Origin of the sequence: Phyllobacterium sophorae, from assembly GCF_003010965.1 — a bacterium.
In the GTDB taxonomy this organism is placed as follows: Bacteria; Pseudomonadota; Alphaproteobacteria; order Rhizobiales; family Rhizobiaceae; genus Phyllobacterium; species Phyllobacterium sophorae.
The window spans coordinates 65062-91081 of sequence record NZ_PGGM01000010.1 but is presented as its reverse complement, the minus strand read 5'-3'; the positions used below and the strand labels follow the sequence as shown (position 1 = coordinate 91081).

Genomic DNA, 26020 nt, shown 5'->3' with positions numbered 1-26020 from the left:
TAATTTAAACATTGACTGAATGCACAGTCAATATTATATCGACCGAAAGTTTTCACGGGATGTTAAATCATGCGATCTGATCCAAATATCTTCCATGCAACCGTCGAGCGGTTTCGTGGATGCAATGAAGGATACCGCGGACTCCTGACGCGGCTCAGCCTTCTTGCGCTTCTGCTGGTCTCCGGTTGCCAGCCCGATAAGGCCGCCGCTCCTCGACCACCGACGCCGGTGGAGGCGGTCAAAGTTGTCTTCTCGGACTATCTGCAGACCGTATCCGTGTCAGGGGAGATCCGTGCCAGGGTCGACAGTGACCTGTCATTTCGAGTGAGCGGCAAGGTGGTCGAGCGGCTGGTGGATGTGGGTGACCATGTCGCGGCCGGTGATGTTCTGGCGCGGATCGATCCCAAGCAGCAGCAGGCCGACCTTGCCGCGGCCGAAGCGTCTGTACGCTCTGCCGAAGCGCAGCTTCGCCAAACGACGGCCGCGTTCAACCGGCAAAAAGCGTTGCTTGCGCAGGGCTTTACAACGCGTAGCGCGTACGACGGCGCTGAGGAGGCGCAGCGAACCGCGCAAGGGTCGCTCGATGCGGCAAGAGCTCAGCTTGATACCGCCCGCGATACGGTTTCCTATGCCGAGCTCAAAGCCGACGCCCCAGGCATTGTCACCGCCCGCAATATCGAGGTTGGCCAGGTAGTGCAGGTCGCTTCGACCGCCTTTACCGTTGCCGTGGACGGGCCGCGGGACGCAGTTTTCAATGTTTATGAGGGTTTGGTAACGAACAACCTGGGTGCCCCCCAGGTCCAGATTGCTTTGCTTGACGCCCCATCGATTACCAGTGAGGGGACAATCAGGGAGGTTTCGCCTACCGTAGACGGCGCATCCGGAACCGTGCGGGTCAAAGTAACTGTCCAAAATCCGCGTCCGGAAATGACGCTGGGTTCCGTTGTCGTGGGGACGGCCAAGCTCCCTGCGGTCAACGCGGCGATCCTTCCTTCCTCGGTATTGACTTCCGACAACGGCAGGCCTGCGGTCTGGGTAATCGATCCGCAAACCCACGCCGTCAGCCTGCGTGAGGTCAATGTGGCGGCATACGAGTCGATGCACGTCGTGTTCAGGGGTGGCCTAAAGGCCGGTGAGCAAGTTGTGACCTCCGGCGGAACTCGCCTGCGGCCATCACAGGTTGTTGCGGTCAAGAGCGAGGTTCAATCATGAAGCGTTTTCTCGTCTATGGTGGGAGTATTGGTCTTGTGGCTTGTGTCCTTGCCTCATGCCAGCAAGAACAGGATGCTGTGGAGCCGGAGATCGTGCGACCGGTACTGTCCACGGTCGTGAAGATTCAGCCGCTGCAGATTCGGGGGTTTGCTGGCAAGGTTGAACCGCGTTACGAAACCCAGCTCGGCTTTCGGACGCTGGGTCGTATCGTCCGCCGCGATGTCTCGGTTGGCGATCAGGTTACCAATGGCCAAGAATTGGCGGCGATCGATCCGCTTGCACTTGAGCTGGCGGTGCAGGCGTCAGAGGCGAGCCTGTCGTCAGCGCGGGCACAACTTGCCAATGCGGCCACGACGGAAGAGCGCCAACGGGCGCTTCTCAGCCAGAGTTCGGCAACCGAGGCGACTTTCGATCAGGCACAGCAGGCCCACGAAGCTGCCCTCGCGGCGGTTGTCCAGGCCGAAGCAAACCTGACGAAGGCGAAGGAAGATCTTGGCTACGCCAACTTGCGCTCCGATTTTGATGGCGTCGTCACGTCCCTCCAGGCGGAAGTTGGACAGACAGTCACCGCGGGCCAGTTGGTCGCCGTTGTCGCGCGGCCGGATATTCGTGAAGCGGTCGTTGATATCCCCGAAGCCATTGCCGGGACTATCAAGGTAGGCAGCAAGTTCCAGGTCACTTTGCAAATCGATCCGACAATCCGTGCGACGGGCAGTGTGCGGCAGATCGCACCGCAAGCCGACGAGGCAACGCGTACGCGCCGCACCCGCATCACCCTCGAACAACCGCCGGAAGGGTTCAGGTTGGGCACAACGATCACCGCCTATCTTGCAACCGCGGCAGATCAGAGGATGCATGTTCCGGCCACTGCAATTCTGGACAAGGACGGCAAAACCTTTGTCTGGCTCATCGATCGCACGCTTGGGACGGTCTCGACCAGAGAGGTCAAGCTGGGCGGCCGTACCGACGCGGAGGCGCTGGTGGTCGATGGACTTGTCGACAGCGACCGGATCGCGACCGCCGGCGCAAACAGCCTGAACGAAGGTCAGAAAATCAAGATAACCGACGGGAAATCACTATGAAGAAGTTCAATCTTTCCGAGTGGGCGCTCGAACACCGCTCTCTCGTCTGGTATTTCATGATTATCTTCACGATTGCCGGGATTTTTTCGTACATCAATCTCGGGCGTGAGGAAGACCCCAACTTCACCATCAAAACCATGGTGATCTCGGCGCAGTGGCCGGGTGCGTCGATCGAAGACACGACCACCCAGGTTACCGAACGTATCGAGAAGAAGCTTGAGGAACTGGATTCGCTTGACTATACCAAAAGCGTCAGTTCGTCCGGCACGACAACGATTTTCGTCAACCTGAAGGATACAGTGCGCGGGGAAGCCGTAACGCAGACCTGGGTTCGCGTCCGCAACATGATCAGGGATATTTCGTCGGATTTCCCGCAGGGCGTTGTCGGCCCCTTCTTCAATGATGAGTTCGGTGATGTTTTCGGAAATGTCTATGGGTTCACTGCCGATGGTTTGAGCCGGCGGCAACTGCGCGATTATGTCGAAGACGTGCGCCGGAAAATCCTGACTGTACCGGATGTCGGGAAGGTTGAACTCGTTGGGGCACAGGACGAGGTCATTTATCTCGAGTTTTCGACCAAGCAGATCGCCGCTCTCGGCCTCGACCAGCAGGCCATCATCAGCACGCTGCAGGCACAAAATGCAATCACCCCGTCTGGCGTCGTCGAGACCGGCCCAGAGCGGGTAATGATACGTGTCAACGGCCAGTTTACCTCGGAAAAAAGCCTTGAGGCGATCAATCTGCGGGTCAACGATCGTTTCTTTCGGTTGAGCGATGTCGCCAAGGTAACCCGCGGCTACGTTGATCCGCCGACAAGCCTATTTCGCGTCAATGGTAAGGAGGCTATCGGCCTTGCAATTGGCATGAAGCAGAACGGCAATCTGCTTGAATTCGGCGAACATCTCAAAGCACAGATGGAGCAGATTACCGCTGACCTTCCAGTCGGCGTCGGGGTCCATCTGGTCTCTGATCAGCCGCAGATCGTGGAAGAGGCGGTGTCCGGTTTCACACGGGCCCTCTTTGAAGCCGTGGCTATCGTACTGGCCGTCAGTTTCGTCAGTCTCGGCATGCGCGCGGGCCTTGTCGTCGCGCTGGCTATCCCGCTTGTTCTCGCCATTACTTTCATGGTGATGGAATATATGGGCATCTCTCTCCAGCGGATATCGCTCGGAGCGCTGATCATCGCCCTTGGTTTGCTTGTCGATGACGCCATGATTGCCGTCGAAATGATGGTCGCTCGCCTAGAGGCGGGAGACTCTTTGCGAAAAGCGGCCACCTACGTCTATACGTCCACCGCCTTTCCCATGCTGACGGGAACGCTGGTGACGGTCTCGGGCTTTATTCCTGTCGGCCTCAACAGCAGTTCCGCCGGTGAATTTACCTACACACTGTTCGTGGTTATCGCCGTTTCCCTTGTCGTATCCTGGATCGTGGCGGTGGTCTTTACGCCATTGATCGGCGTGACGCTGCTGCCGAAGACCATGAAGAATAAGCACGCCAATCCGAGTTGGTTTGCCCGGTTGTTTCAACGCATTCTCTTGCTTTGCATGCGCTTTCGTTGGGCGACAATTGCCGTGACAGTCGCCATTTTTGCCCTTTCACTCTATGGCATGGGCCATGTCCAGCAGCAGTTTTTTCCCAACTCCGATCGTCACGAACTGATCGTTGACTGGAACCTGCCGCAGAACGCCTCGATCGTTGAAACCAAGGCGCAGATGGACAAGTTCGAGGCGGAACAGTTAGCGGGAAATCCTGACATCGAGCACTGGAGCTCTTATGTCGGGCAGGGCGCTATCCGTTTCCTACTGTCCTTTGACGTTCAACCCGCCAATCCGTTCTTTGGTCAAACGATCATCGTGACGAAGAGTTTGGAGGCGCGTGACCAGTTGCGGGAACAATTCCAGCAATGGCTGAAGGATCAGTTTCCCGGGACCGATGCGTTTGTGCATCTTCTCGACATCGGTCCGCCGGTCGGACGGCCCGTCCAGTATCGTGTCAGTGGTCCCGATTTTCAACAAGTGCGCGATTTTTCTCAACAGATGGCGAACCTCGTTGCCGAAAATCCCTCGGTCGGAGCGATTGCATTCGACTGGAACGAACCTGCACGGGTCATCAAAGTTGATGTGATGCAAGACAAGGCAAGACAGCTTGGCATTTCGTCTGAAACCATTGCGTCAGCATTGAATGCGGTCGTTGGAGGCACCACGGTCACCCAGGTCAGGGATTCCATCTATCTGGTGGACGTCGTAGCGCGGGCCCGTGCCGATGAACGCGGATCGATTGATCAACTCCGTAATATCGAATTGCAGGCAAGCAATGGGCAATCTGTGCCGGCTGCGGCTGTCGCCAACTTCCATTATGAGCTGGAACAGCCCGTCGTCTGGCGTCGAGACCGGCAGCCAACCATAACCCTGAAGGCAAATGTCCTTGGAGCGCTCCAGCCCGCAACGGTTGTTTCGCAATTAGCCCCCAGGGTGAAGGAATTCGCCGACAAGCTTCCGGCTGGCTATGGTGTCGCTGTCGGCGGTGCTGTCGAAGAGAGCAGCAAGGCTCAGGCACCGATTGCCGCAGTCGCCCCCCTGATGTTGTTTGCCATGATCACCCTTCTGATGATCCAGTTGCAAAGTTTCCAGCGGCTCTTCCTCGTATTCGCGGTTGCCCCACTTGCAGTTATCGGTGTGGTGGCTGCATTGCTACCAAGCGGTGCACCGCTCGGGTTCGTCGCCCTGCTTGGCATCCTTGCGCTGATCGGCATCCTGATCCGAAATTCGGTCATTCTCGTTGTTCAGATCGAAGATTTGCGACAGGAGGGCAAGGACCCCTGGAACGCCGTCGTCGAGGCAACTGAACACCGCATGCGTCCCATCATGCTGACGGCCGCCGCGGCCAGCCTTGCGCTCATTCCGATCGCCCGTGAGATCTTCTGGGGGCCAATGGCATATGCGATGATGGGCGGCATTATTGTTGGAACGGTTTTGACGCTTCTCTTCCTGCCCGCGCTTTACATCGCCTGGTTCCGGATCAAGGCGCCTGGAATGGATACGAATGCCGGCCATTCGGAGATGGCAGTTGACAGCGCGATCGCGAGCGAGAGCCCATGAAGGCGAGCAAACTGGCGACAGGTTCCAAATGCTTAGCAATCGCGTTGTCTCTCATGCTCTCGGCCTGTGCGACGCATCCCGGAAACGTGCTTGCGCCGGTCGCGGAGACCGCGCCAGGCGCAAACAAGGTGGACATGCTGGTCGCGACCACTCGTGAACCGGTGAGCGATCCGGGCACGCTCTTTTCCGGCGAACGAGCAACGGCGATCTCAATGACCAACATTGTGGTCTCTGTACCGCCGGACAGGAACCGCAAAATTGGCGAGATTCAGTGGCCATCTCGATTGCCGGGTGATCCCGCCAAGGATTTTGTCACGCTCAAAACTGAAGAGCTTGCCTCCGAAAGTCGGGTTCTAACCTGGCTGAAACGCAACCGGGGTCCAAAGAAGCGCGTGCTCATATATGTGCACGGCTTCAACAACACCTATTCCGATGCGGTCTATCGTTTTGCGCAGATCGCGCACGACGCCCGGACGAATGCCGCGCCGGTTCTGTTCACCTGGCCGTCGCGGGCCAGCATGTTCGACTATGTCTACGACAAGGAGAGCACAAACTTTTCCCGTTTCGCACTGGAAGAGCTGCTTCGTCAGGCGATACGTAGTCCCGACGTCGCTGATGTGACGATACTTGCCCATTCAATGGGCAGCTGGCTCGCCGTGGAGGCACTGCGGGGTGTTGCCATGCGGGGCAATGGCATATCACCAAAAATCAAGAACGTTGTACTTGCTTCACCGGATATCGATGTCGATGTGTTCCGGCGGCAGCTCATCGAAATGGGACCCAAGCGGCCGCGATTCACAATCTTTGCCTCCCGGGGCGATCGGGCACTCGCCGTATCAAAATGGGTTTCGGGAGATGTGGACCGCGTCGGTGCCGCGGATTTACGCCCCTACACATCCGAACTGAAGCAGCTTGGGATCACAATTATCGACACGACAGGCATCAAGGCAGGCGATCCGCTCGCCCACAACACCTTTGCCGACAATCCGGAAATGGTGCAGCTTCTCGGCCAGAGATTGTCCGGGCAATCGCTCGATACAGGCGACGTCTCGCTTGCCGACCGGCTCGGGGTAACAGCGCTTGGGACGGTGCGGGCTGTGGGTTCGACTGCGGGTGCGGCGGTGACAGCGCCTGTCGCCATCGTCAGTCCAGCCGCCCGCAGCCGGCTCTCCCGGCAGTTCCAGCAGGTTGGCACTTCGTTTTCCCAAACGGTCAACGGGCAAATTGCATACTAGGGGCGCATATAAGTCGCGAGAGGCCGCATTCTGTAGTCAGCTTCAGAGGGGGTAAGTGGACCTTCCCGACCTCGCTTCGCAACTCTGGACCTATAATTGTTCGGCACTCGATTGAGCGTCACAGCTTTCTTGAGAGACCAGCCACGGAAAAGCCGAAACCTCTCCTCATCCAAGCATTACCTCGAAACCCGCGTTCGTTTGCCCATAATAGCTGAGCGGACATCGCAAGTACCATGCACCGCCTGGACGATTAAGCATGCCTCAAAATCTTTGAAATGACGGCCCCTGAAATCAACCTTCGACTGGCGCTTCAGCTTATCGGCCATGAAAGCCCAGCTGGTTCTACGGCCTCAAAATTTGGCTCAAGTTAGTAGATTCAGCTCTCAGATACACCGCAGTCATAGGAATCCGCCAAATCAGTCAGCCAATCGTGCACTGGATCCTTTAGCTTCAGCGCCACGCACTTCATGACAGTGAGGGAGGATTTGAACATGAACGCGCATACAAGCCTGAACGGCGATACAGTGATGGATGATCCGGGCACAGAGCAAATCTTGGCAAATATAAAGGCGCTTGGCCCCGAGCTCGCGGAGCGCGCAAAGGAGTTCGATCAGCTTCGCCGAATACCGTCGGATGTATATCGTCTGGTTTCCGTACCAATCACACCCCACTGAGAGCTAATGTCGGGAGGATATGCCGTGGAAGGTGCTGTATTCGATGTTGGGATTGCCGGGGGTGGGCCATTTGGCCTGATGCTTGCCAATGAGCTTGGGCGACGGGGTATCTCGGTCGTCCTGTTCGACGAGAAGTCCCCAACGGCTTTCAATCCACAGGTAAATGCGACCCAGGCGAGGACGATGGAACACTATCGGCGGCTTGGATTCGCTGACGAAATCAGAGCGTTGGGTCTTCCTGAGGCTTTCCCAACAGATATTGCCTATTTCACCCGCTACGCCAAGCATGAGCTGGGGCGTTTCCGCCTGCCGTCCGCCCGCGAAGCCCGTGAGGCGGTTTGCTCGATGTCAGGATCGTGGAGTGCCGCCGAGCTGCCGCACCGTGTATCGCAGAAATATGTCGAGCAAGTACTTCGAAGACATGCTGAGGCGTTGCCAGGTGTGTCAATCAATTACGGTTGGCGTGTTGTGGAATTTATTGAGGCGCAGGACGCGGTGGTCGTGACCGCAAGCGAAGTCGCGCAAGCAACGCGCCGAAAGGTGCGCGTAAAGTACTTCATCGGAGGTGATGGCGCTCGAAGTTTCGCCCGGCGGCAACTCGGCATATCCTATAAGGGGGATGCTGGAGCCGAGAGGGACTTCTTCGGAGGGATGACGAGAAACAGGACGAAATCACCGACGACCAGGCTCTGGCAATGTTCCAACACGCAGTCGGCTTGTCCGTTGAGGCGGAGATTATCTCTCGTGGGACATGGACGGCTGGCTATGCGCTTGTCGCAGAGAGTTACGGGCGCGGGAGGATCCTTTTGGGCGGTGACGCAGTTCATCTTTTCACTCCCGCCGGCGGGCTCGGCTATAACACGGCCGTGGATGACGCAGTCAATCTGGGATGGAAGCTCGCTGCCGCTCTTAAGGGCGTTGCGGCACCTGCCATTTTGGAGACCTATGAACATGAGCGAAGGCCGATTGCCGTTCGCAACACAGGCTTCGCTAGGCAATTCGCAGAATCGATTGGCTTATACAAGCCGCAGCCTTGCCTGGAAGACGACACCGCCGAAGGGCAAGCGATTCGGAAGGAAGCTGGCGCATATCTCGCGTCTCACGGAAAGGCGGAGTTCAACATCCCGGGTACTACGTTTGGCGCTCGTTACGACGGCTCTCCCGTGATTTTCTCCGAGCAGACGGTCCAGGTGGAAGATCTACCGAACGCGTACGCTCCAACAGCCGCTCCGGGTGGGCGCGCTCCACATTTCTGGATCGACTCGTCAACGTCGCTTTACGATCTGTTCGGCTTTGAATGGACACTCCTTCGCCTCGGCAAAACGCCTCCAAGTGTCGATCACTTCATCTTAGCAGCGGCGCAGCTCGGAATGGAGCTAACCATTGTCAATTGTACACTCCCTGAGGTGCAGCAACTCTACGAAGCGCCCTTAGCACTCATCCGCCCGGACCAGATCGTTGCATGGCGAGGTTCGAACGACGCAGATGCTCGCCGTGTAATTGAAACGGTGCTCGGGCATCAGATGCCGCGTTTGGAGAAAATCGCCAGTTGAGCGCCTCATGCTCGCTGCCTTGCTTTCATACCAGCGCACCTGCCAAGCAAGGCATGCGCGATCGTGTGCTTTGTGTCTGTTCACGGTGATGGGCCCGCCCAAGGGAGTGTCTAAATGATTGAAGTCTTCACTATGACAGCGAATCCGGCGCGCATCGTTTTGGGGCGAGGGGCTACTAATCGGCACGGAATTATGGCCGGCATACTTAGCGTCCAGTTGGTACGTGGTCTGGAGATAGGCATTTGTTTCCCCATTGAGCAATTGCCATTGTGAGATGAATGGGAAGCCGCCTTTGCAAGCAATCGCTTGCAGACGTTCGACGCGGTCGTGGGAATGCCGGTTGTCAATGCATCCAATATCCACCGGACGCTGCGATGGTCGACGACGAAAAAGCGTGCAGCAAATGCCTTTGGCGCCAGTGCCCATTCGTACCTGGCCGTCTCAACTGCGAGAAACGGCGCGCTGCTGCGGGTTGGAGTTCATGGGCTAGCACCTAGCAAGTGCAATGCCACCACTTCGCTTACCTGCCTCCGATATTAAGCTCCAATGGCTGAGCTGATTGTCAATCAAAATGCCACGCGGCCCGGTGAAATCGTTGGCAAGCATTCTCACAATTATCTGCCAAGCGACATCTCATCCAACAGCCAACGGTCCCGGCACATCTACTCCGAAAAATTTGTCCTGGTATTCGCATATCCATCCGAGGCCGCCTGCACTGGGTCGCGACCACGCAACTCCTTGGACACGATAGTTCGCAGCCAGTGCACAGCCGGATCGTTTGTCATCCGCCTATGCCAGAACTGTTTGACCTCGATGACCGGTATGGTTATTGGCGGTGGAAGCAGTTTCAGGCCGATATGTGCATACCAAGCGCCAAGTGATAACGGAACAGTCGCTATCATGTCGCTTTGGGCGATCATTTGCGGCACGTTCATAAAATGGGGAAGCTGTAGTAAAATCCGACGTTGTAGCTTCAGTTCTTGAACTCGGCGTTCAAAGATTTCCTGGCTGCGGCCCTGCTGGGTAACGACCAGATGGTCCGCCGCGAGGAACTGTTCAATGGAAAGAGTGTCGCCGATTGTAGGATGTCTTTTGCTGACTATGCATGTGAAGGGGTGATCGAACAGAGCCTCGATTACGATATTCGGACCCGCCAGATCGGGAAAATATCCGATCGCCAAGTCGATTTCACCCTGTTCCATCCGATCCTCAAGTTCGGCATGCGGGCAGGCCACGCATTTCAGGTTTACCTTGGGCGCCTCTGCCCGAATTCTCTCAAGGATCGGCGGAACGAAGATCGGGACGCCGATATCAGGAGTCGTGATCGTGAACACGCGGTCGCTCTCTAGCGGTAAGAACACGGGCTTATGCAGCAGATCACGTTCGACGATGGTGAGCACCGACGCGACTGACGCCGCGATCGATTCGGCAAACGGAGTCGGCTTCATTCCCCGGCCCGTAGGCAGAAAAAGGGGATCTTCGAAAAACGCCCGCAACTTCCGTAACCCAGCGCTTGCGGCAGGTTGGCTCAGGCCGAGCGTGCGTGCCACTGCCGAGAGGTTTTGCTGACGATGGAGTCCGTTCAGCAGCAGAAGAAGATTGAGATCGAGACGCCTGATATCCATAATTCAAATACCTATTATTAAAAACATCCGTATTGTCAATATCGATTTCTGCCCGTAGTTTTGCAATAAGGGAGCGGCGTCCGCCAGAAACGCTGGGAGGGTGATTTAACGGCAGGTGCGACGCGGTTTGCTGCTTTGTCTGACACCTTCTTGTTTCCGCTCCTCGTCTTAATCGTCGCTCCGGCCCTTGTGCGCCAACGCTCTGCCGCGCCGCGTCGCCAGTTCCTTTCTTTGGGAGAGAAGAAGTTAGCCTTGACCCCTTCAGTTGAAAATTTTGTCTTGAAATTCTTCTGCCGCAATGTACCGGGGATAGTATCCGAAGTGTCCGGCTGCATTTTCCGGATGGGAGGCGACATCGTCGAGGCCGAACAGTTCGACGATGCCGAAACTGGCCTCTTCTTCATGCGGGTCGGGTTTAACCTTGTGTCAGACCGCAAGGAACGATTGCACGAAGCCCTTGGGCGGATTGCAGATCGATTCGGCATGGAATGGACATTGCGGCTTAACATAGAACGCAAGAAGGTCCTGCTGCTAGTCTCCAAATTCGACCATTGCCTTGGCGATCTGCTCTACAGACACCGCCTTGGTGAATTGCCCATGGATATCATGGGGATCGTTTCGAACCATCCCCGCACGGCGCTTTCGGTCAGCTTGATTGGCGATATCCCATTCCACCACTTGCCCGTAACAGCGCAATCCAAGACCGCACAGGAAGCGAAGATCAAGGAAATTATCCGGCAAACGGATCCGGACCTGATCGTTCTGGCCCGTTATATGCAAATTCTGTCGGACGATCTTAGCACCTGTCTTTCAGGGCGCTGCATCAACATCCACCACAGTTTCCTGCCTGGCTTTAAAGGTGCAAAGCCCTATCACCAGGCGCACAACCGTGGCGTCAAGCTGATCGGTGCCACCGCCCATTTCGTGACAGCCGATCTGGACGAAGGGCCGATCATCGAACAGGACATTGAGCGGGTCAGTCATCGCGATTCCCCGGCCGATCTTGTGCGCAAGGGCCGCGATATAGAACGTCGCGTGCTGTCCCGGGCGGTTCTGCTCTTTCTGGAAGATCGAGTAATCCCAAACGGGGCGCGCACTGTCGTCTTTGCCCGATGATGAAAAAGGAAACTCTTATGCACCCCAATGAAATTCGCAAAACCCCCGAGGGGTATTTCACGACCCGCTGGGGGCTACCGGAATATACCGACTGGATCGACGAGAGCATGTCATGGAAACAGACCTGCTCGATCGGGGATTGGAGCTTTCTGTGGGAACGTCGCTTCAAAGGCCCTGATGCGCTGAAGCTGTTTTCCGACACCTCAATCAACAGTTTCCAGAAGTTTGACGTCCTGCAATCAAAGCATGTGACGCACACCAATAAGGCCGGAAAAGTCATCGCCGAGGGGATTCTGACGCGCCTTTCCGATTCCGAATACATGCTGTTCGGCCGTGGAACCTTCTGGGTTGATTATATTCGTCGCAAGGGGAATTACGATGTCGAATCTGTTGCGGATGACTGGTTCAACTTTCAGGTAGCAGGCCCAACGGCACTGGCCTTGCTGGAAAAGGTCGCCAACCGCTCGCTTCGTGATGTCAAGTTCATGCGCTCGATCGAAATCGAAATCGCCGGCTGCACGATGCTTGCCCTGCGCCAGGGTATGTCGGGCGAAGTCGGGTTTGAGCTGCAAGGACCAAGGGAACAGGCGTCCCAGGTCTACGATGCTATCGTCGCGGCAGGGCCTGAATTCGGGCTGCGCCGTCTTGGCGGGCGGGCTGTATTTATCAACCATCTTGAAGCCTGCTTCCCGACGATCATCACTGACTATATGCCGGCGATCTTTGATGAGGACTTGAAGGAGTACCGGGACGAATTCCAGGCGGCGATGCCCAGTGTTGCAGCCACCTTCAATATCGCCGGGAGCTTCGCTTCTGACGAGATCAGGGATTGGTATCGTAGTCCGGTAGAATTGGGGTGGGGCAAGAATATCAAATTTGATCACGACTTTATCGGTCGCGCCGCGCTGGAAGAGGAAGTCGCAAATCCCCGACGGGCGATCCGGACGCTGGTCTGGAATAGCGAAGATATCGCTGATGTTTATGCCTCCCTATACCGCAACGACGAAGTTCCCTATCAATTCATGGAAATGCCCCGCGATCAGCGCGGCTTCATGTATGCAGATCGCGTGCTTGTCGATGGTCAGGATGTCGGAGTCGCGACGTCGCGTGGCTATAGCTATTTCTTTCGCGAGATGCTGTCGCTATGCGTGATCGACATCGCCCATGCCGAGGTTGGGACCGACGTCGTCGTGGTGTGGGGAGAACCTGGCCAACGCCAGAAGAAGATTCGGGCAAAGGTCGCTCGGGCCCCTTACAAAAATGACAATCGTCGCGCCGATCTGGCGAAGCTGTAGTCGGGTGGATCAGACATGGCAGCGCGGATCATCGATGGGAGAGCAATGGCGGCGGAAGTGCGTGCAGAGGTCGCGTCGGGCGTCGCCGACCTCATTGTTGAAGGTTTTGAACCGCCGGGCCTGGCTGTCGTGTTGGTTGGCGAGAACCCTGCCAGCCAGATCTATGTCGCCAACAAGATTCGGCAGACACAGTCGGTCGGTATGCGGTCAGAATGCTTTAGGCTTTCGTCCGAGACAAGCGTGCAAGAGCTGATCAGTCTGATTCAGCGGCTGAACATGGATGACGCAATTGATGGAATTCTGATCCAGTTCCCATTGCCCGCGCATATTGATCCTGCCCATGTCGTAAACGTCATCGCCGCTGAAAAGGATGTGGACGGCTTCCATCCGCTCAATGTCGGACATGTCGCGAACGGCGCGCGAGATGCGCTGACACCTTGTACTCCCCTTGGCGCCATGCGGCTTATCCATAGCGTTCATGAGGACATTGCGGGGATGGACGCTTTAGTGGTCGGTGCATCAAATGTGGTTGGGCGACCTATGGCACGGCTACTTTTGCAGGCGCAATGCACGGTTTCGATCGCTCATATCCGCACGGCTGATCTGGCGCGGCTGTGTCGGACGGCGGACATTCTGGTGACCGCGACGGGGGTGCCCGGCTTGATCCGTGGCGATTACATCAAACTTGGTGCGACGGTGATCGATGTCGGCATTACCAGGGTCCAGCAGGAAACTGGGAAGGAACGCCTATCGGGTGACGTCAACTTCGATGAAGCGCGTCAGGTCGCTGGCGCCATCACCCCTGTGCCGGGAGGTGTGGGCCCAATGACCATCGCATATCTGCTTGCGAATACTTTGCACGCTGCGCAGTGCCGCCGTGCACGAGGCGATACGCAATCTACGCCGGTGCAGTGGAATGCCATTAGCCGGGCAGATGCAGCCGAGCGATGCAACCAGGCAGAAGTGGAGGCGGGTCGCACCCCCAAATATTCTAAGGGTAACGAATAGGTTTAGGGAGGAGAACTAATACCATGAGACATCTTGAAACGGAGGCGGGACAACAACCCGTTGTTGATATCGGTAGGCTCGTCGATGACGGGCCTTGGGTTACATCGCGGAAGCTGGTCCTGCTTTATTGCGCGCTCGCGCTGGTGTTCGATGGGCTGGATAACCAACTTCTGGGATTTGTTATTCCGTCGCTGATCGCCGAATGGCAGGTATCCCGCATTGATTTCGCACCGGCCCTTGCCCTTGGTTTCGCGGGTATGGCAATCGGCAGCCCGATCGGCGGCATGTTTGCAGACCGAATCGGCCGCAAGATCGCGCGGATCGTAGCGGTTGCGGTGTTCGGAACTGCCACCGTTATGATCGGCTTTACCCATAGCGTAAACCAGATCATCCTGTTCCGCTTCATCGCCGGTCTTGGCCTTGGCGGAGCTGTGCCTGCAGCCATGGCTTTAACCGCAGAATTCACCCCACAGAATCGACGCAGCCTGTCGGTTATCTTAGGCATCGCATGTATCCCGATCGGCGGCATGATTGCCGGAGTCATCGCCGCCCAGATCCTGCCAAGTCAGGGCTGGCGGACGCTGTTCATCATCAGCGGCAGCGCGCCCCTGGTGCTTGCAGCCGTCCTGATGTTCGTGCTGCCGGAATCTCCGCAGTATCTCCTGCGACGCGGGAGCAACGTCGCCGGACTGACGGCGTCTATCCGAAAGCTGGGTGCGGATTTCGCCACCAACACCACATTCGTCGATCAACGTGAGGTGAGTGTCAGCCGTCCTTCATTCGGCGCCCTGCTAGCCCCTCTGCTGCGGCGCAACACACTCGCGATGTGGGCGGCGTTCTTTTTCTGCCAGATGCCGGTCTTTATTCTCTATGGATGGGCGCCGACGCTGCTGACCAGCCAAGGGTTCGATGTGCAGTTTGCCAGTTTCGGACTTGCGCTTTTCAATCTGGGCGGAACCGTCGGCTGCTTTGCCGCGGCTTGGGAATCGGTCGCTTTGGCTCGCAGATTGGCATTGTGACCATCGCGGGAGGGGCGGTTATCAGTACGGCAATCCTGGCACTCATGCCGATCTCACCCACCTTGAAGCCGATGATTTTGGTAACACTCTGCGTGCAAGGGTTCTTTCTACTCGGCGCGCAAGGATCCTTGTATGCCTTGGCCACACATATCTACCCAACGACCGTTCGATCGACCGGCGTGGGAAGTGCCGCAAGTTTTGGGCGGCTGGGCGCAATCGCCAGCGCGTATGTAGGTTCCCTCAGTTTAGGCTTCGGCAGCAGCGTGTTTTTCAGCGTGATCGCGGTTTCCCTGATGATCGCGCTGATGGCCGTTACTGTTGTCAGCAATCATGCTCCGTCGGTCGCAAGGGCGGGTCCGCGAAACAGTCCGACACCGGCAAACTATTAAATCGGGAACGGGATGCCGTTTCGTAAAAGGAGTAGATAAATGTCGATACCTCAGGAAATTATGGACCGTCTGGCCATTCGTGACTTGATTGAAAACTGGGCGGTATGGCGCGATGCCGGCGACTGGGATCGGTTTCGTACCGTCTGGTCCGATGACGGCGTCATGCAGGCGACCTGGTTTCAGGGAATCGCTGATGAATTCATCCGTGTCAGCCGGGAAGGTTTTGAAAAAGGAGTCAACATATTGCACTTCCTTGGCGGCACCTCGATCGACCTAAAAGATGATAGGGCCATTTCGCAGACCAAGATGACGATATCTCAGCGTGGGCTGGTAGAAGATGTTCTTTGCGACGTGGTCTGCACCGGACGTTTCTATGATTTCATCGAAAAAAGGAACGGCCAATGGAGAATGATATTGCGTCAGCCGATTTACGAAAAGGACACGGTTAATCCTGTAGATCCGTCGGAGCAGTTGCTTCTGGACACGGATCTGCTTGAACAGTTTCCGGTTGGATATCGACATCTTGCCTACATGCAGTCGCGCATCGGCTACGTGGTAAAAAAAGACATGCCTGGACTTGTCGGCCCCCAGGTCGAGGCACTTTATCGCCGTGGCGAAAATTGGCTGGCCGGGGCAAGCCTGTAAGGTTCTGGCTGTGCTCTCAGCTTCGGACGCGCCCTTCGTCCATCGTTCACCGCGATCAGAAGCTAAGAGACCTCGATAAGGGACGATCCGCATGATTCAGACTTTCACCTATGAGGCTTTGCCGATCCGCGTTCGTTTTGGACGTGGCACAATTGCTGAGGCTGGGGATGAGCTGTCCCGGCTCGGCACCAGTCGCGCCCTGGTGCTAACGACGCCTCAACAGTTGGAACAAGGGGAGATGGTCGGCGTGCTGCTTGGGCAGGCCTTTGTGGGGCTGTTCGCCGGTGCCGTCATGCATACGCCCGTTGCGACCACTGAGCAGGCTCTTATCGCTTTGCGCGAGGCTAAAGCCGATTGCGTCGTGGCTATAGGCGGCGGGTCCACGACGGGGCTCGCCAAAGCTTTGGCACGGCGAACGGGGGTCGCGCAGCTTGTCATCCCGACCACTTACGCTGGTTCGGAGATGACGCCGATATTAGGCGAAACCGAAGGTGCGCGAAAGACGACAATCCGTTCGTTGGATGTATTGCCCGAAACGGTGATCTACGATGTAGACCTGACGCTAGGCCTGCCACCGGCGTTGTCCGCTACCTCGGGTATCAATGCTATCGCCCACGCGGTCGAGGCCCTTTATGCAGAAGATCGCAACCCGGTGATTTCGCTGATGGCGGAAGATGGTATCCGCATGCTTTCTGCAGCGCTGCCTGTTCTGGTTAGCGAACCGTCTGACATGGAAGCCCGCACGAAAGCGCTCTATGGCGCCTGGCTGTGCGGCTGTTGCCTTGGGGCAGTCGGGATGTCGCTGCATCACAAGCTCTGCCACACGCTGGGCGGAAGCTTCAACCTCCCGCATGCCGAAACCCATACCGTCGTCCTTCCCCATGCGGTCGCCTATAATGCAACTGCCGCGCCAGAGGCGATGGCCGCGATTACTCGCGCCATGGGGACATCGGATGCGGGACATGGCCTGTTTGACCTGATCAAAACGCTGGATGCACCGCAGGCGCTCTCTCAACTCGGCATGCCGCAAGACGGCATCAAGACCGTTGCCGAACTGGCGTTGGAAAACTCCTATTGGAATCCACGCCCTATCACTCGTGATGACATCCTTTCGCTGTTGCAGCGCGCCTGGAGGGGCGAACGCCCGCAGTAAGCGGCGATCCACCCGGCTTGGCGCAACACGATGACATGGGAGACGATATGAAAGGCTACTTCACCGAAGAAGGTTCTGTCGAGGCAGTCAATGCACGCATGGGCAAGCAGGTCGATCCGCGTCTTGCCGAAGTCATGGCTTGCTTGATCAAACACATTCACGCTTTTGCAAAGGAAACAAAACTTACGCAGGAGGAATGGGAGCTTGGTATCGACTTTCTGACTCGAACGGGCCGCATTTGCAGCGACGAGCGACAGGAATTCATCCTGCTTTCGGACACCTTGGGCTTTTCCATGCTGGTGGATGCCATCAACAACCGCCGCCCGCCAGGCGCGACGGAAAATACGGTATTCGGACCGTTCCACGTCAAGGGCGCGCCCGTCCGGCAGATGGGCGAAAACATCAGCCTGGACGGAAAGGGTGAAAGCTGCCTTTACGAGGGCAGGGTGATCGATCTTGACGGCAACTCGATTGAGGGCGCAAAAGTCGATGTCTGGTCGGACAACGCGGAAGGCTACTATGATGTTCAGCAGCCCGAGATCCAGCCCAAATGGAACAATCGTGGCATCTTCGTCACCGGTTCAGACGGCACGTACCGCTTCATAGGCGTCAAGCCGGTGTCCTATCCGATCCCCGATGACGGTCCAGTGGGTCAGATGCTAGCCAGTCTCGGCCGTCACCCATATCGCCCGGCGCACATGCATTACCTTGTGACTGCAGATGGCTATCAAAAGCTCGTGACACACACCTTCGTCGGCGACGACGCCTATCTGGACTCGGACACGGTGTTCGGCGTAAAAAAAACACTGGTTGCACCCTTCCAGCGCGTTGCGCAAGGCCCGACGCAATGGCGTTCCCTCTTTAACTTTGTCCTTGCGCCGACCGAACATCCTGAGTGAAGTGGGGCGTGGCCTTGGGCGCAGATTCCTCATATTTCGGCGCATGATCCTTACGGCCGCCGCGGAAGAGCAACGATGGCGATCTTGCGCATCGCACACGCTTCGGACCGGGGCGGAAAAGCGATATCGGGCAGCTGCTTACGGACGGCATGTCACGACCCGGCCGGAGCTTGAAGCGCAGCGCCTTTCAACGGACGCTGGACGACGTCTTCAGCGAAGCGCCACGGACCGAGCGTCCGGGGGAAGTTGATCGCAAGGCAATCGGCCAGATCCTGCGGCTTGACGGGTGTAGCGTGCCGCGACAGATAGGAGGGCGCAGCGACAACATAACGGCGGCTCTCTCCCAGTTCCTCGTTTTGGGACTGGAACTGGTGAGAGGCCCTAACCGGATAGCCACATCGGCAGCCTCCCCGACAATATCGATCACATCATCGGTGATTTCCGAACAGGAGTGAGGCATTCACTCGCAGACGGCCGATTGGAATTGCTCCCTGAAACGCGGCGCGCTCAGCCTCATCGGCATCAGCGAGAATCTGCAGACTGCGGTCGTAATAAGCCTCGGCGTGAGCGCTCTGGCCGTACGAGCCAGCGGCCGTACGCCGAGCCGCATCTCCAGTCGGGATATGAGCTTGCTGACGAGGGCTGTCGACCGCGACCAGATTGCAGCTACCCGGCTGCTCGGTGCAACCAAAGCTAAGATACTTCGCAGCGTCGTAGTGCCGTCGGCGCTGGCATTGGTGTTCGCGTCCTTGATCCCAGTTTCCTTTGCCCTCGTTGGCGAATTCGTTGGAGCGGAGCGCGGCGTCGGAAAGCTGATCGTCGAATCCGAAGCTCGCGCCCATTCTGTTGGAATGATGGTTGCGATTTTCGTACTTATGGTCGTGGGAATTCTCTTGGCGGTGGTGGTCCGACGGATTCGGGCCTACTGCCTTCGTTGGCAGCCGCAATTCGAGGGCGAAGTTGAACAGTGCAGAGTGTGGTGCATTCGAATGACTCTGGCGGTTCGCTGTTAGGGTCAGGTGTCTAAACGAGCATACTGTCGAGTAGTTGTTGATAGCATCAAACTTGCTGCGAAAACCTAATCCAGTTCAACAGCCCTTTTGGAACGACTGATTTGGGTATCTGGCTGTCGCATTGAAATATTCTTCACCTGATGAGCGGATCAAATAGGCAAGCTGGTCATCTCCTCTCCGCGGGCCGGCGGACCTGCACGACCTCGCCATTGCCGTGATCGCGAACCACGCCAGTTGGCTGTCCGCAACCACTGAACACAGAGCAGATTGCTGACCACTTGGGGTTCCCAAGTGACGCGGGAGCGGCAATATTTTGGGAACCCCATCATTTTCATTTGGTATCTTGAAATGGATACCAAATTGGTTGTACAGTTAAGATACCGAAAATGAGAGCGGGAGCTTCGCCATTGCTGACCGGCACATCCGTTATGGTGCACTTAGATTCGGGAAGTGACGACGTTTCGAACATTGTATCAGGGAGGATACCATGACCTTTAAATTAACGCGCCGTAGCATCCTTGCGGGCGGCGCCGCAGCGGTACTTATGCCAGCTATCGCCCGGGCAGCAGGATGGCCCGAGCGACCGATAACTCTGGTGCACGGATTCGGGCCAGGCGGAAACAGTGACGGAATTGCACGAGTCGCGGCGGAAGGATTAACCAAGCAACTGGCTGGGAGCGTGGTTGTTGACCCGCGCCCTGGCGCAGGCGGGACCACAGCTGCGGACCAAATTGCACGCGCCAGCGCCGACGGGTATTCGCTGATCATGCTGACGGGCGCCCACGCGGTGGCAGCTGCGATTTACAAACAACTGCCATATAAAACAGTTGATGACTTTACCTTCATCAGCCTCGTCGCGGGCGGCACGCCATTTACAATTGCGACGTATCCGGACCATCCGGTCAACAATCCAGCTGAACTGATCGAGCAGGCTAAGAAGAGCGACCGGCTGTTTACATATGCCTCCTCCGGGATCGGTACGACGCTGCATCTCGCAATGGAACTCTTGGCCTCGAAGGCCGGGATCAAGCTGCAGCATGTGCCCTACAAGCAGAATTCGCAGTCAATGGTGGATCTCCTGGGCAAACGGATCGATTTCGTGATCAATGGACCAGCGTCTGTGTTTCCTCAGATACAATCCAAGGAAATCAAGGCAATTGCGGTGACAAGTCCGACGCGCTACGCCGATCTGCCTGATGTGCCGGCAATAGCGGAAGTTTTGCCGGGCTACGACGTGACATCCTATTACGGCGTTGCAGCGCCGAAGGATCTGCCAGCTGACGTTGTGGCCAAGCTCCACGACGGAATCAAAGCAACGGTTGCTGAGCCAGCAAGCATCGACCGGATCAGGGGCCTGGGCTCTACGGCGATGTCGGCAACGCCGGAGGAGTTCCGGGCGCGCGTCGCGGCTGATGTCGCCAAGTGGACTGATCTCGTCAAGGTCGCGAAGATCGAACAGATCTGACCGGCGGTACTCAAACCTGGATAATTTGCAATGATACAACCGGCTTCGAAAGCGATAGCGGGCCTTGAGGCCGGTGACCAGTATCCGGCTCCGGTGACCACCGCCGACGCCATCGTCGAAACGTTGATCCGGCAGGGCGTCGACACTGTTTACGCGCTGCCGGGCCTCCAGAGTGATCCCTTGTTCGACGCATTCTACCGGGCAGGGGATCGCTTGCGGGTTATTCACCCGCGCCACGAGCAAGCAGCCGCCTATATGGCGCTCGGCGCGGCCCTCGTGACGGGAAGGCCGCAAGTCTGCGCGGTGGTTCCGGGCCCCGGGTTCCTCAATGCGTCGGCGGCATTGCTCACGGCCTACAGTATGAACGCGCCGGTGATCGCACTCGTTGGCCAGATCCCGCAGGCAGACATCGACCGCGGCCATGGCCATCTGCATGAATTGCACGATCAACTGGGGATAGCTCGTCATTTCTCCAAACAGGCCACGCGCATCCGCACGCCACAGGAGGCTCCGGGAATTGTGGATGAAGCGATCAGGTCGGCCAGTTCCGGACGCCAGGGTCCCGTCGTGCTGGAGTGCTCGATGGATGTCCTTGCCCAGCAAGCGAGAATTGATCTCGACATTCCGCCATATGTTGAGCGTGCCGTCTCGATAGATGTCGAGGCTGTCGACCGAGCGGCCAGAATTCTGGCCGAAGCTGAACGGCCTCTCATCATAGTCGGAGGCGGTGCCCAGGATGCGGGCGCGCAAGTGGCGGCACTGGCGGAGATGCTCGAAGCACCGGTTTCCGGTTATCGCCGCGGCACGGGCGTTATTCCATCGGATCACCGTCTGAATGTCCGGTTGCCGGTTGCACACCGCCTTTGGGCGGAGGCGGATGTCGTGCTGGCAATCGGCACACGGCTGCACACGCAACAAAGCATGTGGGGAGTTTCAGATGACCTGAAGATCATCCGGGTCGATATCAATCCCGAGGAGCCGGACCGGTTCCGGAAGGCGACCGTGGCCCTGGTCGGGGACGCGTCGGCATACGCAAGGGCCCTTCTCGAAATGCTGCCCGCATTCAACAGGCAACGGTTGCATCGAGATGGTGAACTCTCGATGCATAATAATTGGCTGGCGGACAAGCTGCGTGCCCTCGAGCCTCAGATGAGCTTTCTCAAGGCCCTTCGGGCAGCGTTGCCAAAGGAAGGCATCTTCGTGGACGAGGTGACGCAAGTCGGATTTGTCAGCAGACTTGCCTTTCCCGTATTCGCCCCACGCTCGTTTTTGTCCCCCGGTTACCAGGACAATCTCGGCTGGGGCATCGGGACCGCGTTGGGGGTCAAGGCCGCCATGCCGGACCGCCCCGTGCTCGCCATCTCGGGAGACGGCGGCTTTCTGTACCAGGTTGGCGAACTTGCGACGGCGGTTAAACACAATCTGAACGTTGTCTTCGTGGTTTTCGACAATGCCATGTACGGCAACGTCAAGCGCATTCAACAGGAGCGTTACGGCAACCGCGTAATTGCCGCAGATCTCGCGAGCCCCGATTTTGTCAAACTGGCGGAATCCTTCGGCGCAATGGGCCTGCGCGCCCGTACGGCCGAAGAGCTGGAGGAGGCTGTAAAGGCCGGCTTTGCAAGCGGAAGGCCCACCTTGGTGCATGTCCCGTGCGGAGAGATGCCCAGTCCGTGGCCGCTCATCTTGATGCCGAAAGTGCGTTGACGGAAACCCGCGAAAGGAACAGACGATTATGGCGACAGACCAAACCCTCGCGCATGTGAGTGCGGAGGTGCGGACCTTTCTCAAGGGGCCGCATGAAATCTTCATCGACGGAGTGTTCCAGCCTACCCCCGGGACCGATCGCCTTGAGGTATTCGATCCGGCGACCGGGCAGGTTATTGCGAGTGTTCCAGCTTGCGGCGAGGCGGAAATCGACCAGGCGGTGAGGGCAGCACGCGCGGCTCTGACCGGCGAGTGGTCACGGCTGAGGCCCGCCGACCGAGAACGGTTGATTCTGAAGCTCGCTGATTGTCTGGAAGCTCAGGGTGAAACATTCGCACAACTGGAATCATTGAATAACGGCAAGAATATCGGGCTGTCGCGGGCAATCGAGGTCGGCGCCTCCGTCGACTATCTGCGCTACATGGCCGGATGGGCGACGAAGATTGAGGGACATACACTCCAAAGCTCGATCCAGGCGCCACCCGCGGGAAGTCGCTACATGACATACACGCTGCGGGAGCCTGTCGGCGTCGTGGGTGCGATCATCCCGTGGAATTTCCCCCTCTCTATGCTGGTGTGGAAGGTGGCGAGTGCCCTGGCGGCCGGATGCACGATTGTCGTCAAACCTTCCGAGGAAACGCCGCTGACTGCGCTTCTTTTCGGACGGCTTTGCCAGGATGCCGGGCTGCCGTCCGGCGTCGTCAATATCGTCACGGGCCGGGGCGATGTTGCCGGTGCGGCCCTCGCAAGGAATACAGGAGTCGACAAACTCGCGTTCACGGGTTCGACAGAGGTCGGAAAATTGATCGGTCACGCGGCCATTGATGGTATGAAGCGTTTCACCCTGGAACTCGGGGGCAAATCCCCGATGCTGCTGTTCCCCGACATGGGATCCAACCAGGACCAGCTTGTTGCCCGGCTTGGTCTCTTTTTTAACCAGGGACAGGTCTGTACCGCAGCAACGCGCGTTCTGATCGACCGCCGCATTCACGATGAGATGGTTGAGAGGCTTGGCAAGGTCGCTGATAGCCTGACTTTCGGCTCCGGACTGGATCCGGAGTCCGAACTCAACCCCGTAGTATCTGCAAAACAGCGTGATCGCGTCTCGGGCTTTATTCAACGTGCAGCACAGGCTGGCGCCCATCTCGCGAGTGGTCAGCGCACGGTGCCCGAGCACGGATTCTTTGTGGCTCCGACGTTGCTGAGCCACGTCACCCCCGACATGGAAGTAGTCCGCGACGAGGTATTCGGACCGGTAATCGTGGCCATGCCGTTTGATGATGAAGAGGAAGCCGTGGCACTCGCGAATGACACGTCGTTCGGGCTGGCGGCTTCGGTCTGGACATCCAATCTTGACCGCGCGATGCGTGTGACCAAGGCTCTTCGGGCGGGCACTGTCTGGGTCAATACTCACAATGTGCTTGATGCAAATCTTCCATTTGGCGGGATGAAGCAGTCTGGTCTTGGCCGGGAACATGGCCGGGAAGGCCTGGAGCATTATCTCGAAACAAAAACAGTCATGATCCGCTACCAATAGTTTCGGATGCCAGGCTAAGAAAAACGGAGACATAGATGAAAAACCTCCCCCTCAAGGGCCTGCGTGTGCTCGAGTTCACCCAGATGGTTATGGGCCCTTGCTGCGGCCTGATTCTCGCTGATCTCGGTGCCGAAGTGATCAAAATTGAACCGTTGCCGCGGGGCGACCGCACCAGATACCTCAGCGGCCTTGCGGCGGGTTTTTTCGCGGCTTTCAACCGGAATAAAAAAAGCATCGCGGTGGATATGAAAAGTCCTGAAGGATTGGAAGTCGTGAAAAGGCTTATGGCCGATTCGGATGTCGTTATTGAGAATTTCCGCCCGGGCCGTATGGAGAGTCTGGGACTAGCCTATGACACTTTGTCAGGGCTCAATGAGAAACTGATCTATTGTTCGTTGAAAGGATTTCTCCCGGGGCCCTATGAACACCGTTCAGCGCTTGATGAAGTGGTGCAAATGATGGGCGGGCTCGCATACATGACAGGCCTTCCAGGTAAGCCCATGCGGGCCGGAGCCTCGGTAAACGATGTTATGGGAGCCATGTTTGGTGTTATTGCGATCCAGGCAGCTGTTCGTCAACGCGAGTCCACCGGTAAGGGGCAGGAAGTGCAAGCATCGCTGTTCGAGAACAACGTATTTTTAATGGCGCAGGCGATGCTGGCCGAAGCGGTTACCGGGGAGCCATCCGAACCATGGTCGGTGAAAGAGCGACCCTGGCCTGTTTACGATCTCTTTGACATGCCTGATGGCACGCAACTCTTTGTCGGCATCATTGGCGATGGGCAATGGCACGACTTCTGCGTCGAATTCGGACGCGAGGAGTGGTTGAAGGATGCCCGGCTTCAAAGCAACAACGAGCGGGCGAAACAACGCTACTGGCTGCTGCCGGAGGTCCGCGAAATGCTGAGAACTCTACCAGTCAATGATCTTATTGCACGTCTTGAAGCGATTGGCCTGCCGTTTGCACCCGTGCGGCGGCCCGGAGAACTGCTGAACGATCCGCATCTTCTGGCGTCAGGCGGCCTGATCGATATCAAGCTGCCGGATGGTACCGCGGCGCGCACCCCGGCGCTTCCGATTACTTTTGGCGGATCTCGGCTGAACCCCCCAGGAGGACTACCCGCCGTTGGTGCCGACACGAGAGAGGTTCTGCTCGCCTGCGGACTAGACGAAGCGAGCGTCAGCAAATTGCTTCAAGCTGGCGTCGTTTCTGATGTGCCGCTTCCGGCCGTGCCAGCAGCAGGCAACGGCGCCCGAGCCGCGCAATCAGCATAGGGAGAGCCGCATGAACAGAGAAAGAGTTGAGGTTGTCGAGGTCGGTCTTCGGGATGGCTTGCAGATGCTGCCCATTGTCGTGCCAACGGCGGAGAAACTGAGGTGGTTATCCGCTGAGCAAGCATGTGGAGTTAAACGTTTTGAGGTCGCTTCGTTTGTTCCGGTGAAGAATCTGCCGCAGATGGCAGATGCCGCTGCCGTCGTCAAAGCCTCGCTCGGAATAAGCAAGATTCACGTGGCGGCCCTGGCACCCAATATGAAGGGGGCAATTGCCGCATCGGAAGCCGGTGCAGACATTATCGTTATGCCCGTATCGGCAAGCGAAGCGCACTCTTCTGCCAATGTCCGCAAGACGCCCGACGAGATGGTGGCCGAAGTGGGACGTGTCGCCATGATGCGTAGGGAGACAGGATTGGGGTTTCGTCTGGAAGCCGGGATTGCTACGGCTTTCGGCTGCACTTTGCAGGGCGCGGTGTCCGAGGATGAAGTTGTGCGTTTGTCTGTTGCGGCGGTCGAGGCGGGCGCGGACGAGATCGGCCTTGCCGACACAGTCGGTTATGCAACGCCGGGACAGGTGCGCCGACTGTTTGGGAAGGTGCGGGACGCCGTCGGCGACAGAGTCAACTCTGCACATTTTCATGATACGCGAGGGACAGGTCTCGCTAATGTTGTTGCCGCGCTTGATACCGGTATTCGTTCGTTCGATTCTTCACTCGGCGGGCTCGGCGGATGTCCATTTGCTCCCGGCGCAAGCGGCAACATCGCAACGGAAGACCTCGTCTACATGCTGGAATCAATGGGACTGGACACGGGAATCAATCTTGATCAATTGATCGAAACACAGCGGATGCTGACGGAGATACTGCCGGGCCAAACATTCTTCAGCAAAATGGCCCACGCCGGGTTGCCGCTCACCTACCGGGAGAACTCCCACGCCGCATGAATTGCGTAAGTGTCCCGTCCGACGGAAAGCGTCGCCGGTCGGTTGTGACTGTGCCAGCATACCGCGAATGCTGGT

At 57.4% G+C, this 26020-nt stretch carries 22 protein-coding genes and 2 pseudogenes; 22 read left to right on the top strand and 2 right to left on the bottom strand.

Going from position 1 to position 26020, the window contains the following annotated elements:
* Nucleotides 1-69: 69 nt before the first annotated feature.
* From CU103_RS19975 to CU103_RS19960, 4 genes are read left to right on the top strand one after another with little or no spacing between them, the layout of a single operon-like run.
* Nucleotides 70-1212, top strand: a complete 1143-nt coding sequence (locus CU103_RS19975) for an efflux RND transporter periplasmic adaptor subunit (RefSeq protein ID WP_106665794.1) — start codon at nucleotides 70-72, stop codon at nucleotides 1210-1212.
* Nucleotides 1209-2294, top strand: a complete 1086-nt coding sequence (locus CU103_RS19970; RefSeq protein ID WP_106665793.1) for an efflux RND transporter periplasmic adaptor subunit — start codon at nucleotides 1209-1211, stop codon at nucleotides 2292-2294. The genes CU103_RS19975 and CU103_RS19970 overlap by 4 nt, the downstream gene beginning before the upstream one ends.
* On the top strand, nucleotides 2291-5395 hold the full coding sequence (locus CU103_RS19965) for an efflux RND transporter permease subunit (RefSeq protein WP_106665792.1): 3105 nt from the start codon (nucleotides 2291-2293) through the stop codon (nucleotides 5393-5395). The genes CU103_RS19970 and CU103_RS19965 overlap by 4 nt, the downstream gene beginning before the upstream one ends.
* A complete protein-coding gene (locus CU103_RS19960; RefSeq protein ID WP_106665791.1) occupies nucleotides 5392-6630 on the top strand; it encodes an alpha/beta hydrolase in 1239 nt (412 codons plus the stop codon). The genes CU103_RS19965 and CU103_RS19960 overlap by 4 nt, the downstream gene beginning before the upstream one ends.
* A gap of 207 nt (nucleotides 6631-6837) precedes the next feature.
* Here the strand turns inward: CU103_RS19960 and CU103_RS19955 are convergent.
* Nucleotides 6838-6956, bottom strand: a pseudogene (locus tag CU103_RS19955) (IS6 family transposase); the annotation flags it as partial.
* Nucleotides 6957-7121: 165 nt separating this feature from the next.
* Here CU103_RS19955 and CU103_RS19950 point away from each other — a divergent pair.
* The 3 genes and pseudogenes from CU103_RS19950 (at nucleotide 7122) to CU103_RS32530 (ending at nucleotide 8857) form a co-directional block, all read left to right on the top strand.
* Nucleotides 7122-7304: a hypothetical protein gene (locus CU103_RS19950; RefSeq protein WP_106665790.1), complete on the top strand. Its 183-nt coding sequence runs from the start codon at nucleotides 7122-7124 to the stop codon at nucleotides 7302-7304.
* A gap of 6 nt (nucleotides 7305-7310) precedes the next feature.
* Nucleotides 7311-7874: pseudogene (locus tag CU103_RS32535) on the top strand (FAD-dependent monooxygenase); the annotation flags it as partial.
* A gap of 125 nt (nucleotides 7875-7999) precedes the next feature.
* Nucleotides 8000-8857 (top strand): FAD-dependent monooxygenase, encoded by an 858-nt coding sequence (locus CU103_RS32530; protein WP_280954613.1) that lies wholly within the window; start codon nucleotides 8000-8002, stop codon nucleotides 8855-8857.
* Between the two features lie 662 nt (nucleotides 8858-9519).
* Here CU103_RS32530 and CU103_RS19940 read toward each other — a convergent pair.
* Nucleotides 9520-10482: a LysR family transcriptional regulator gene (locus CU103_RS19940; RefSeq protein ID WP_106665789.1), complete on the bottom strand. Its 963-nt coding sequence runs from the start codon at nucleotides 10480-10482 to the stop codon at nucleotides 9520-9522.
* Between the two features lie 252 nt (nucleotides 10483-10734).
* On the opposite strand from CU103_RS19940, the gene purU reads away from it, so the two are divergent.
* The 15 genes from purU to CU103_RS19865 all read left to right on the top strand — a co-directional run bounded on the left by purU (nucleotide 10735) and on the right by CU103_RS19865 (nucleotide 25945).
* Nucleotides 10735-11598 carry a formyltetrahydrofolate deformylase gene (purU, locus tag CU103_RS19935; RefSeq protein ID WP_106665913.1) on the top strand — a complete coding sequence of 288 codons (864 nt, stop codon included), beginning with the start codon at nucleotides 10735-10737 and terminating at the stop codon, nucleotides 11596-11598.
* Nucleotides 11599-11615: 17 nt separating this feature from the next.
* Entirely contained in the window at nucleotides 11616-12893 is a 1278-nt protein-coding gene (locus tag CU103_RS19930; protein WP_106665788.1) for an aminomethyltransferase family protein, read from the top strand.
* 15 nt (nucleotides 12894-12908) lie between these two features.
* Nucleotides 12909-13901, top strand: coding sequence for a bifunctional methylenetetrahydrofolate dehydrogenase/methenyltetrahydrofolate cyclohydrolase FolD (folD, locus tag CU103_RS19925; RefSeq protein WP_106665787.1), 993 nt, complete (start codon nucleotides 12909-12911; stop codon nucleotides 13899-13901).
* A 23-nt stretch (nucleotides 13902-13924) separates the two neighbouring features.
* Complete coding sequence (locus tag CU103_RS19920; protein ID WP_106665786.1) at nucleotides 13925-14920, top strand: MFS transporter; 996 nt, start codon at nucleotides 13925-13927, stop codon at nucleotides 14918-14920.
* The gene (locus CU103_RS19915; RefSeq protein ID WP_106665785.1) at nucleotides 14917-15309 is read left to right on the top strand and encodes an MFS transporter; all 393 of its coding nucleotides are present in this window, start codon (nucleotides 14917-14919) and stop codon (nucleotides 15307-15309) included. The genes CU103_RS19920 and CU103_RS19915 overlap by 4 nt, the downstream gene beginning before the upstream one ends.
* Nucleotides 15310-15348: 39 nt before the next feature.
* Nucleotides 15349-15954 carry a nuclear transport factor 2 family protein gene (locus CU103_RS19910; RefSeq protein ID WP_425350624.1) on the top strand — a complete coding sequence of 202 codons (606 nt, stop codon included), beginning with the start codon at nucleotides 15349-15351 and terminating at the stop codon, nucleotides 15952-15954.
* 91 nt (nucleotides 15955-16045) lie between these two features.
* The gene (locus tag CU103_RS19905; RefSeq protein WP_106665784.1) at nucleotides 16046-17107 is read left to right on the top strand and encodes a maleylacetate reductase; all 1062 of its coding nucleotides are present in this window, start codon (nucleotides 16046-16048) and stop codon (nucleotides 17105-17107) included.
* Between the two features lie 47 nt (nucleotides 17108-17154).
* Nucleotides 17155-18006 carry a dioxygenase family protein gene (locus CU103_RS19900; RefSeq protein WP_106665783.1) on the top strand — a complete coding sequence of 284 codons (852 nt, stop codon included), beginning with the start codon at nucleotides 17155-17157 and terminating at the stop codon, nucleotides 18004-18006.
* Nucleotides 18007-18155: 149 nt separating this feature from the next.
* Nucleotides 18156-18461 (top strand): hypothetical protein, encoded by a 306-nt coding sequence (locus tag CU103_RS19895; RefSeq protein WP_106665782.1) that lies wholly within the window; start codon nucleotides 18156-18158, stop codon nucleotides 18459-18461.
* Nucleotides 18462-18635: 174 nt separating this feature from the next.
* Nucleotides 18636-19019 carry an ABC transporter permease gene (locus CU103_RS19890; RefSeq protein WP_245448898.1) on the top strand — a complete coding sequence of 128 codons (384 nt, stop codon included), beginning with the start codon at nucleotides 18636-18638 and terminating at the stop codon, nucleotides 19017-19019.
* 487 nt (nucleotides 19020-19506) lie between these two features.
* Nucleotides 19507-20484, top strand: coding sequence for a Bug family tripartite tricarboxylate transporter substrate binding protein (locus CU103_RS19885; protein WP_106665780.1), 978 nt, complete (start codon nucleotides 19507-19509; stop codon nucleotides 20482-20484).
* 30 nt (nucleotides 20485-20514) lie between these two features.
* Complete coding sequence (locus CU103_RS19880) at nucleotides 20515-22191, top strand: thiamine pyrophosphate-dependent enzyme (RefSeq protein ID WP_106665779.1); 1677 nt, start codon at nucleotides 20515-20517, stop codon at nucleotides 22189-22191.
* A gap of 28 nt (nucleotides 22192-22219) precedes the next feature.
* Nucleotides 22220-23728 carry an aldehyde dehydrogenase family protein gene (locus CU103_RS19875; RefSeq protein WP_106665778.1) on the top strand — a complete coding sequence of 503 codons (1509 nt, stop codon included), beginning with the start codon at nucleotides 22220-22222 and terminating at the stop codon, nucleotides 23726-23728.
* A 35-nt stretch (nucleotides 23729-23763) separates the two neighbouring features.
* A complete protein-coding gene (locus CU103_RS19870) occupies nucleotides 23764-25002 on the top strand; it encodes a CaiB/BaiF CoA transferase family protein (RefSeq protein ID WP_106665777.1) in 1239 nt (412 codons plus the stop codon).
* 10 nt (nucleotides 25003-25012) lie between these two features.
* The gene (locus tag CU103_RS19865) at nucleotides 25013-25945 is read left to right on the top strand and encodes a hydroxymethylglutaryl-CoA lyase (protein WP_106665776.1); all 933 of its coding nucleotides are present in this window, start codon (nucleotides 25013-25015) and stop codon (nucleotides 25943-25945) included.
* Nucleotides 25946-26020 lie beyond the last annotated feature (75 nt).

Excerpts from the sequence above, each read along its gene's own strand:
- CU103_RS19960 (WP_106665791.1), top strand. The coding sequence starts at position 5,392 with ATGAAGGCGAGCAAACTGGCGACAGGTTCCAAATGCTTAGCAATCGCG.
- CU103_RS19870 (WP_106665777.1), top strand. The coding sequence starts at position 23,764 with ATGAAAAACCTCCCCCTCAAGGGCCTGCGTGTGCTCGAGTTCACCCAG.
- CU103_RS19975 (WP_106665794.1), top strand. The coding sequence starts at position 70 with ATGCGATCTGATCCAAATATCTTCCATGCAACCGTCGAGCGGTTTCGT.
- CU103_RS19905 (WP_106665784.1), top strand. The coding sequence starts at position 16,046 with ATGATTCAGACTTTCACCTATGAGGCTTTGCCGATCCGCGTTCGTTTT.
- CU103_RS19965 (WP_106665792.1), top strand. The coding sequence starts at position 2,291 with ATGAAGAAGTTCAATCTTTCCGAGTGGGCGCTCGAACACCGCTCTCTC.
- CU103_RS19910 (WP_425350624.1), top strand. The coding sequence starts at position 15,349 with ATGTCGATACCTCAGGAAATTATGGACCGTCTGGCCATTCGTGACTTG.
- CU103_RS19895 (WP_106665782.1), top strand. The coding sequence starts at position 18,156 with ATGTCACGACCCGGCCGGAGCTTGAAGCGCAGCGCCTTTCAACGGACG.
- CU103_RS32530 (WP_280954613.1), top strand. The coding sequence starts at position 8,000 with ATGTTCCAACACGCAGTCGGCTTGTCCGTTGAGGCGGAGATTATCTCT.
- CU103_RS19940 (WP_106665789.1), bottom strand. The coding sequence starts at position 10,482 with ATGGATATCAGGCGTCTCGATCTCAATCTTCTTCTGCTGCTGAACGGA.
- CU103_RS19885 (WP_106665780.1), top strand. The coding sequence starts at position 19,507 with ATGACCTTTAAATTAACGCGCCGTAGCATCCTTGCGGGCGGCGCCGCA.
- CU103_RS19880 (WP_106665779.1), top strand. The coding sequence starts at position 20,515 with ATGATACAACCGGCTTCGAAAGCGATAGCGGGCCTTGAGGCCGGTGAC.
- CU103_RS19865 (WP_106665776.1), top strand. The coding sequence starts at position 25,013 with ATGAACAGAGAAAGAGTTGAGGTTGTCGAGGTCGGTCTTCGGGATGGC.
- CU103_RS19950 (WP_106665790.1), top strand. The coding sequence starts at position 7,122 with ATGAACGCGCATACAAGCCTGAACGGCGATACAGTGATGGATGATCCG.
- CU103_RS19920 (WP_106665786.1), top strand. The coding sequence starts at position 13,925 with ATGAGACATCTTGAAACGGAGGCGGGACAACAACCCGTTGTTGATATC.
- folD (WP_106665787.1), top strand. The coding sequence starts at position 12,909 with ATGGCAGCGCGGATCATCGATGGGAGAGCAATGGCGGCGGAAGTGCGT.
- CU103_RS19970 (WP_106665793.1), top strand. The coding sequence starts at position 1,209 with ATGAAGCGTTTTCTCGTCTATGGTGGGAGTATTGGTCTTGTGGCTTGT.
- CU103_RS19930 (WP_106665788.1), top strand. The coding sequence starts at position 11,616 with ATGCACCCCAATGAAATTCGCAAAACCCCCGAGGGGTATTTCACGACC.
- CU103_RS19900 (WP_106665783.1), top strand. The coding sequence starts at position 17,155 with ATGAAAGGCTACTTCACCGAAGAAGGTTCTGTCGAGGCAGTCAATGCA.
- CU103_RS19875 (WP_106665778.1), top strand. The coding sequence starts at position 22,220 with ATGGCGACAGACCAAACCCTCGCGCATGTGAGTGCGGAGGTGCGGACC.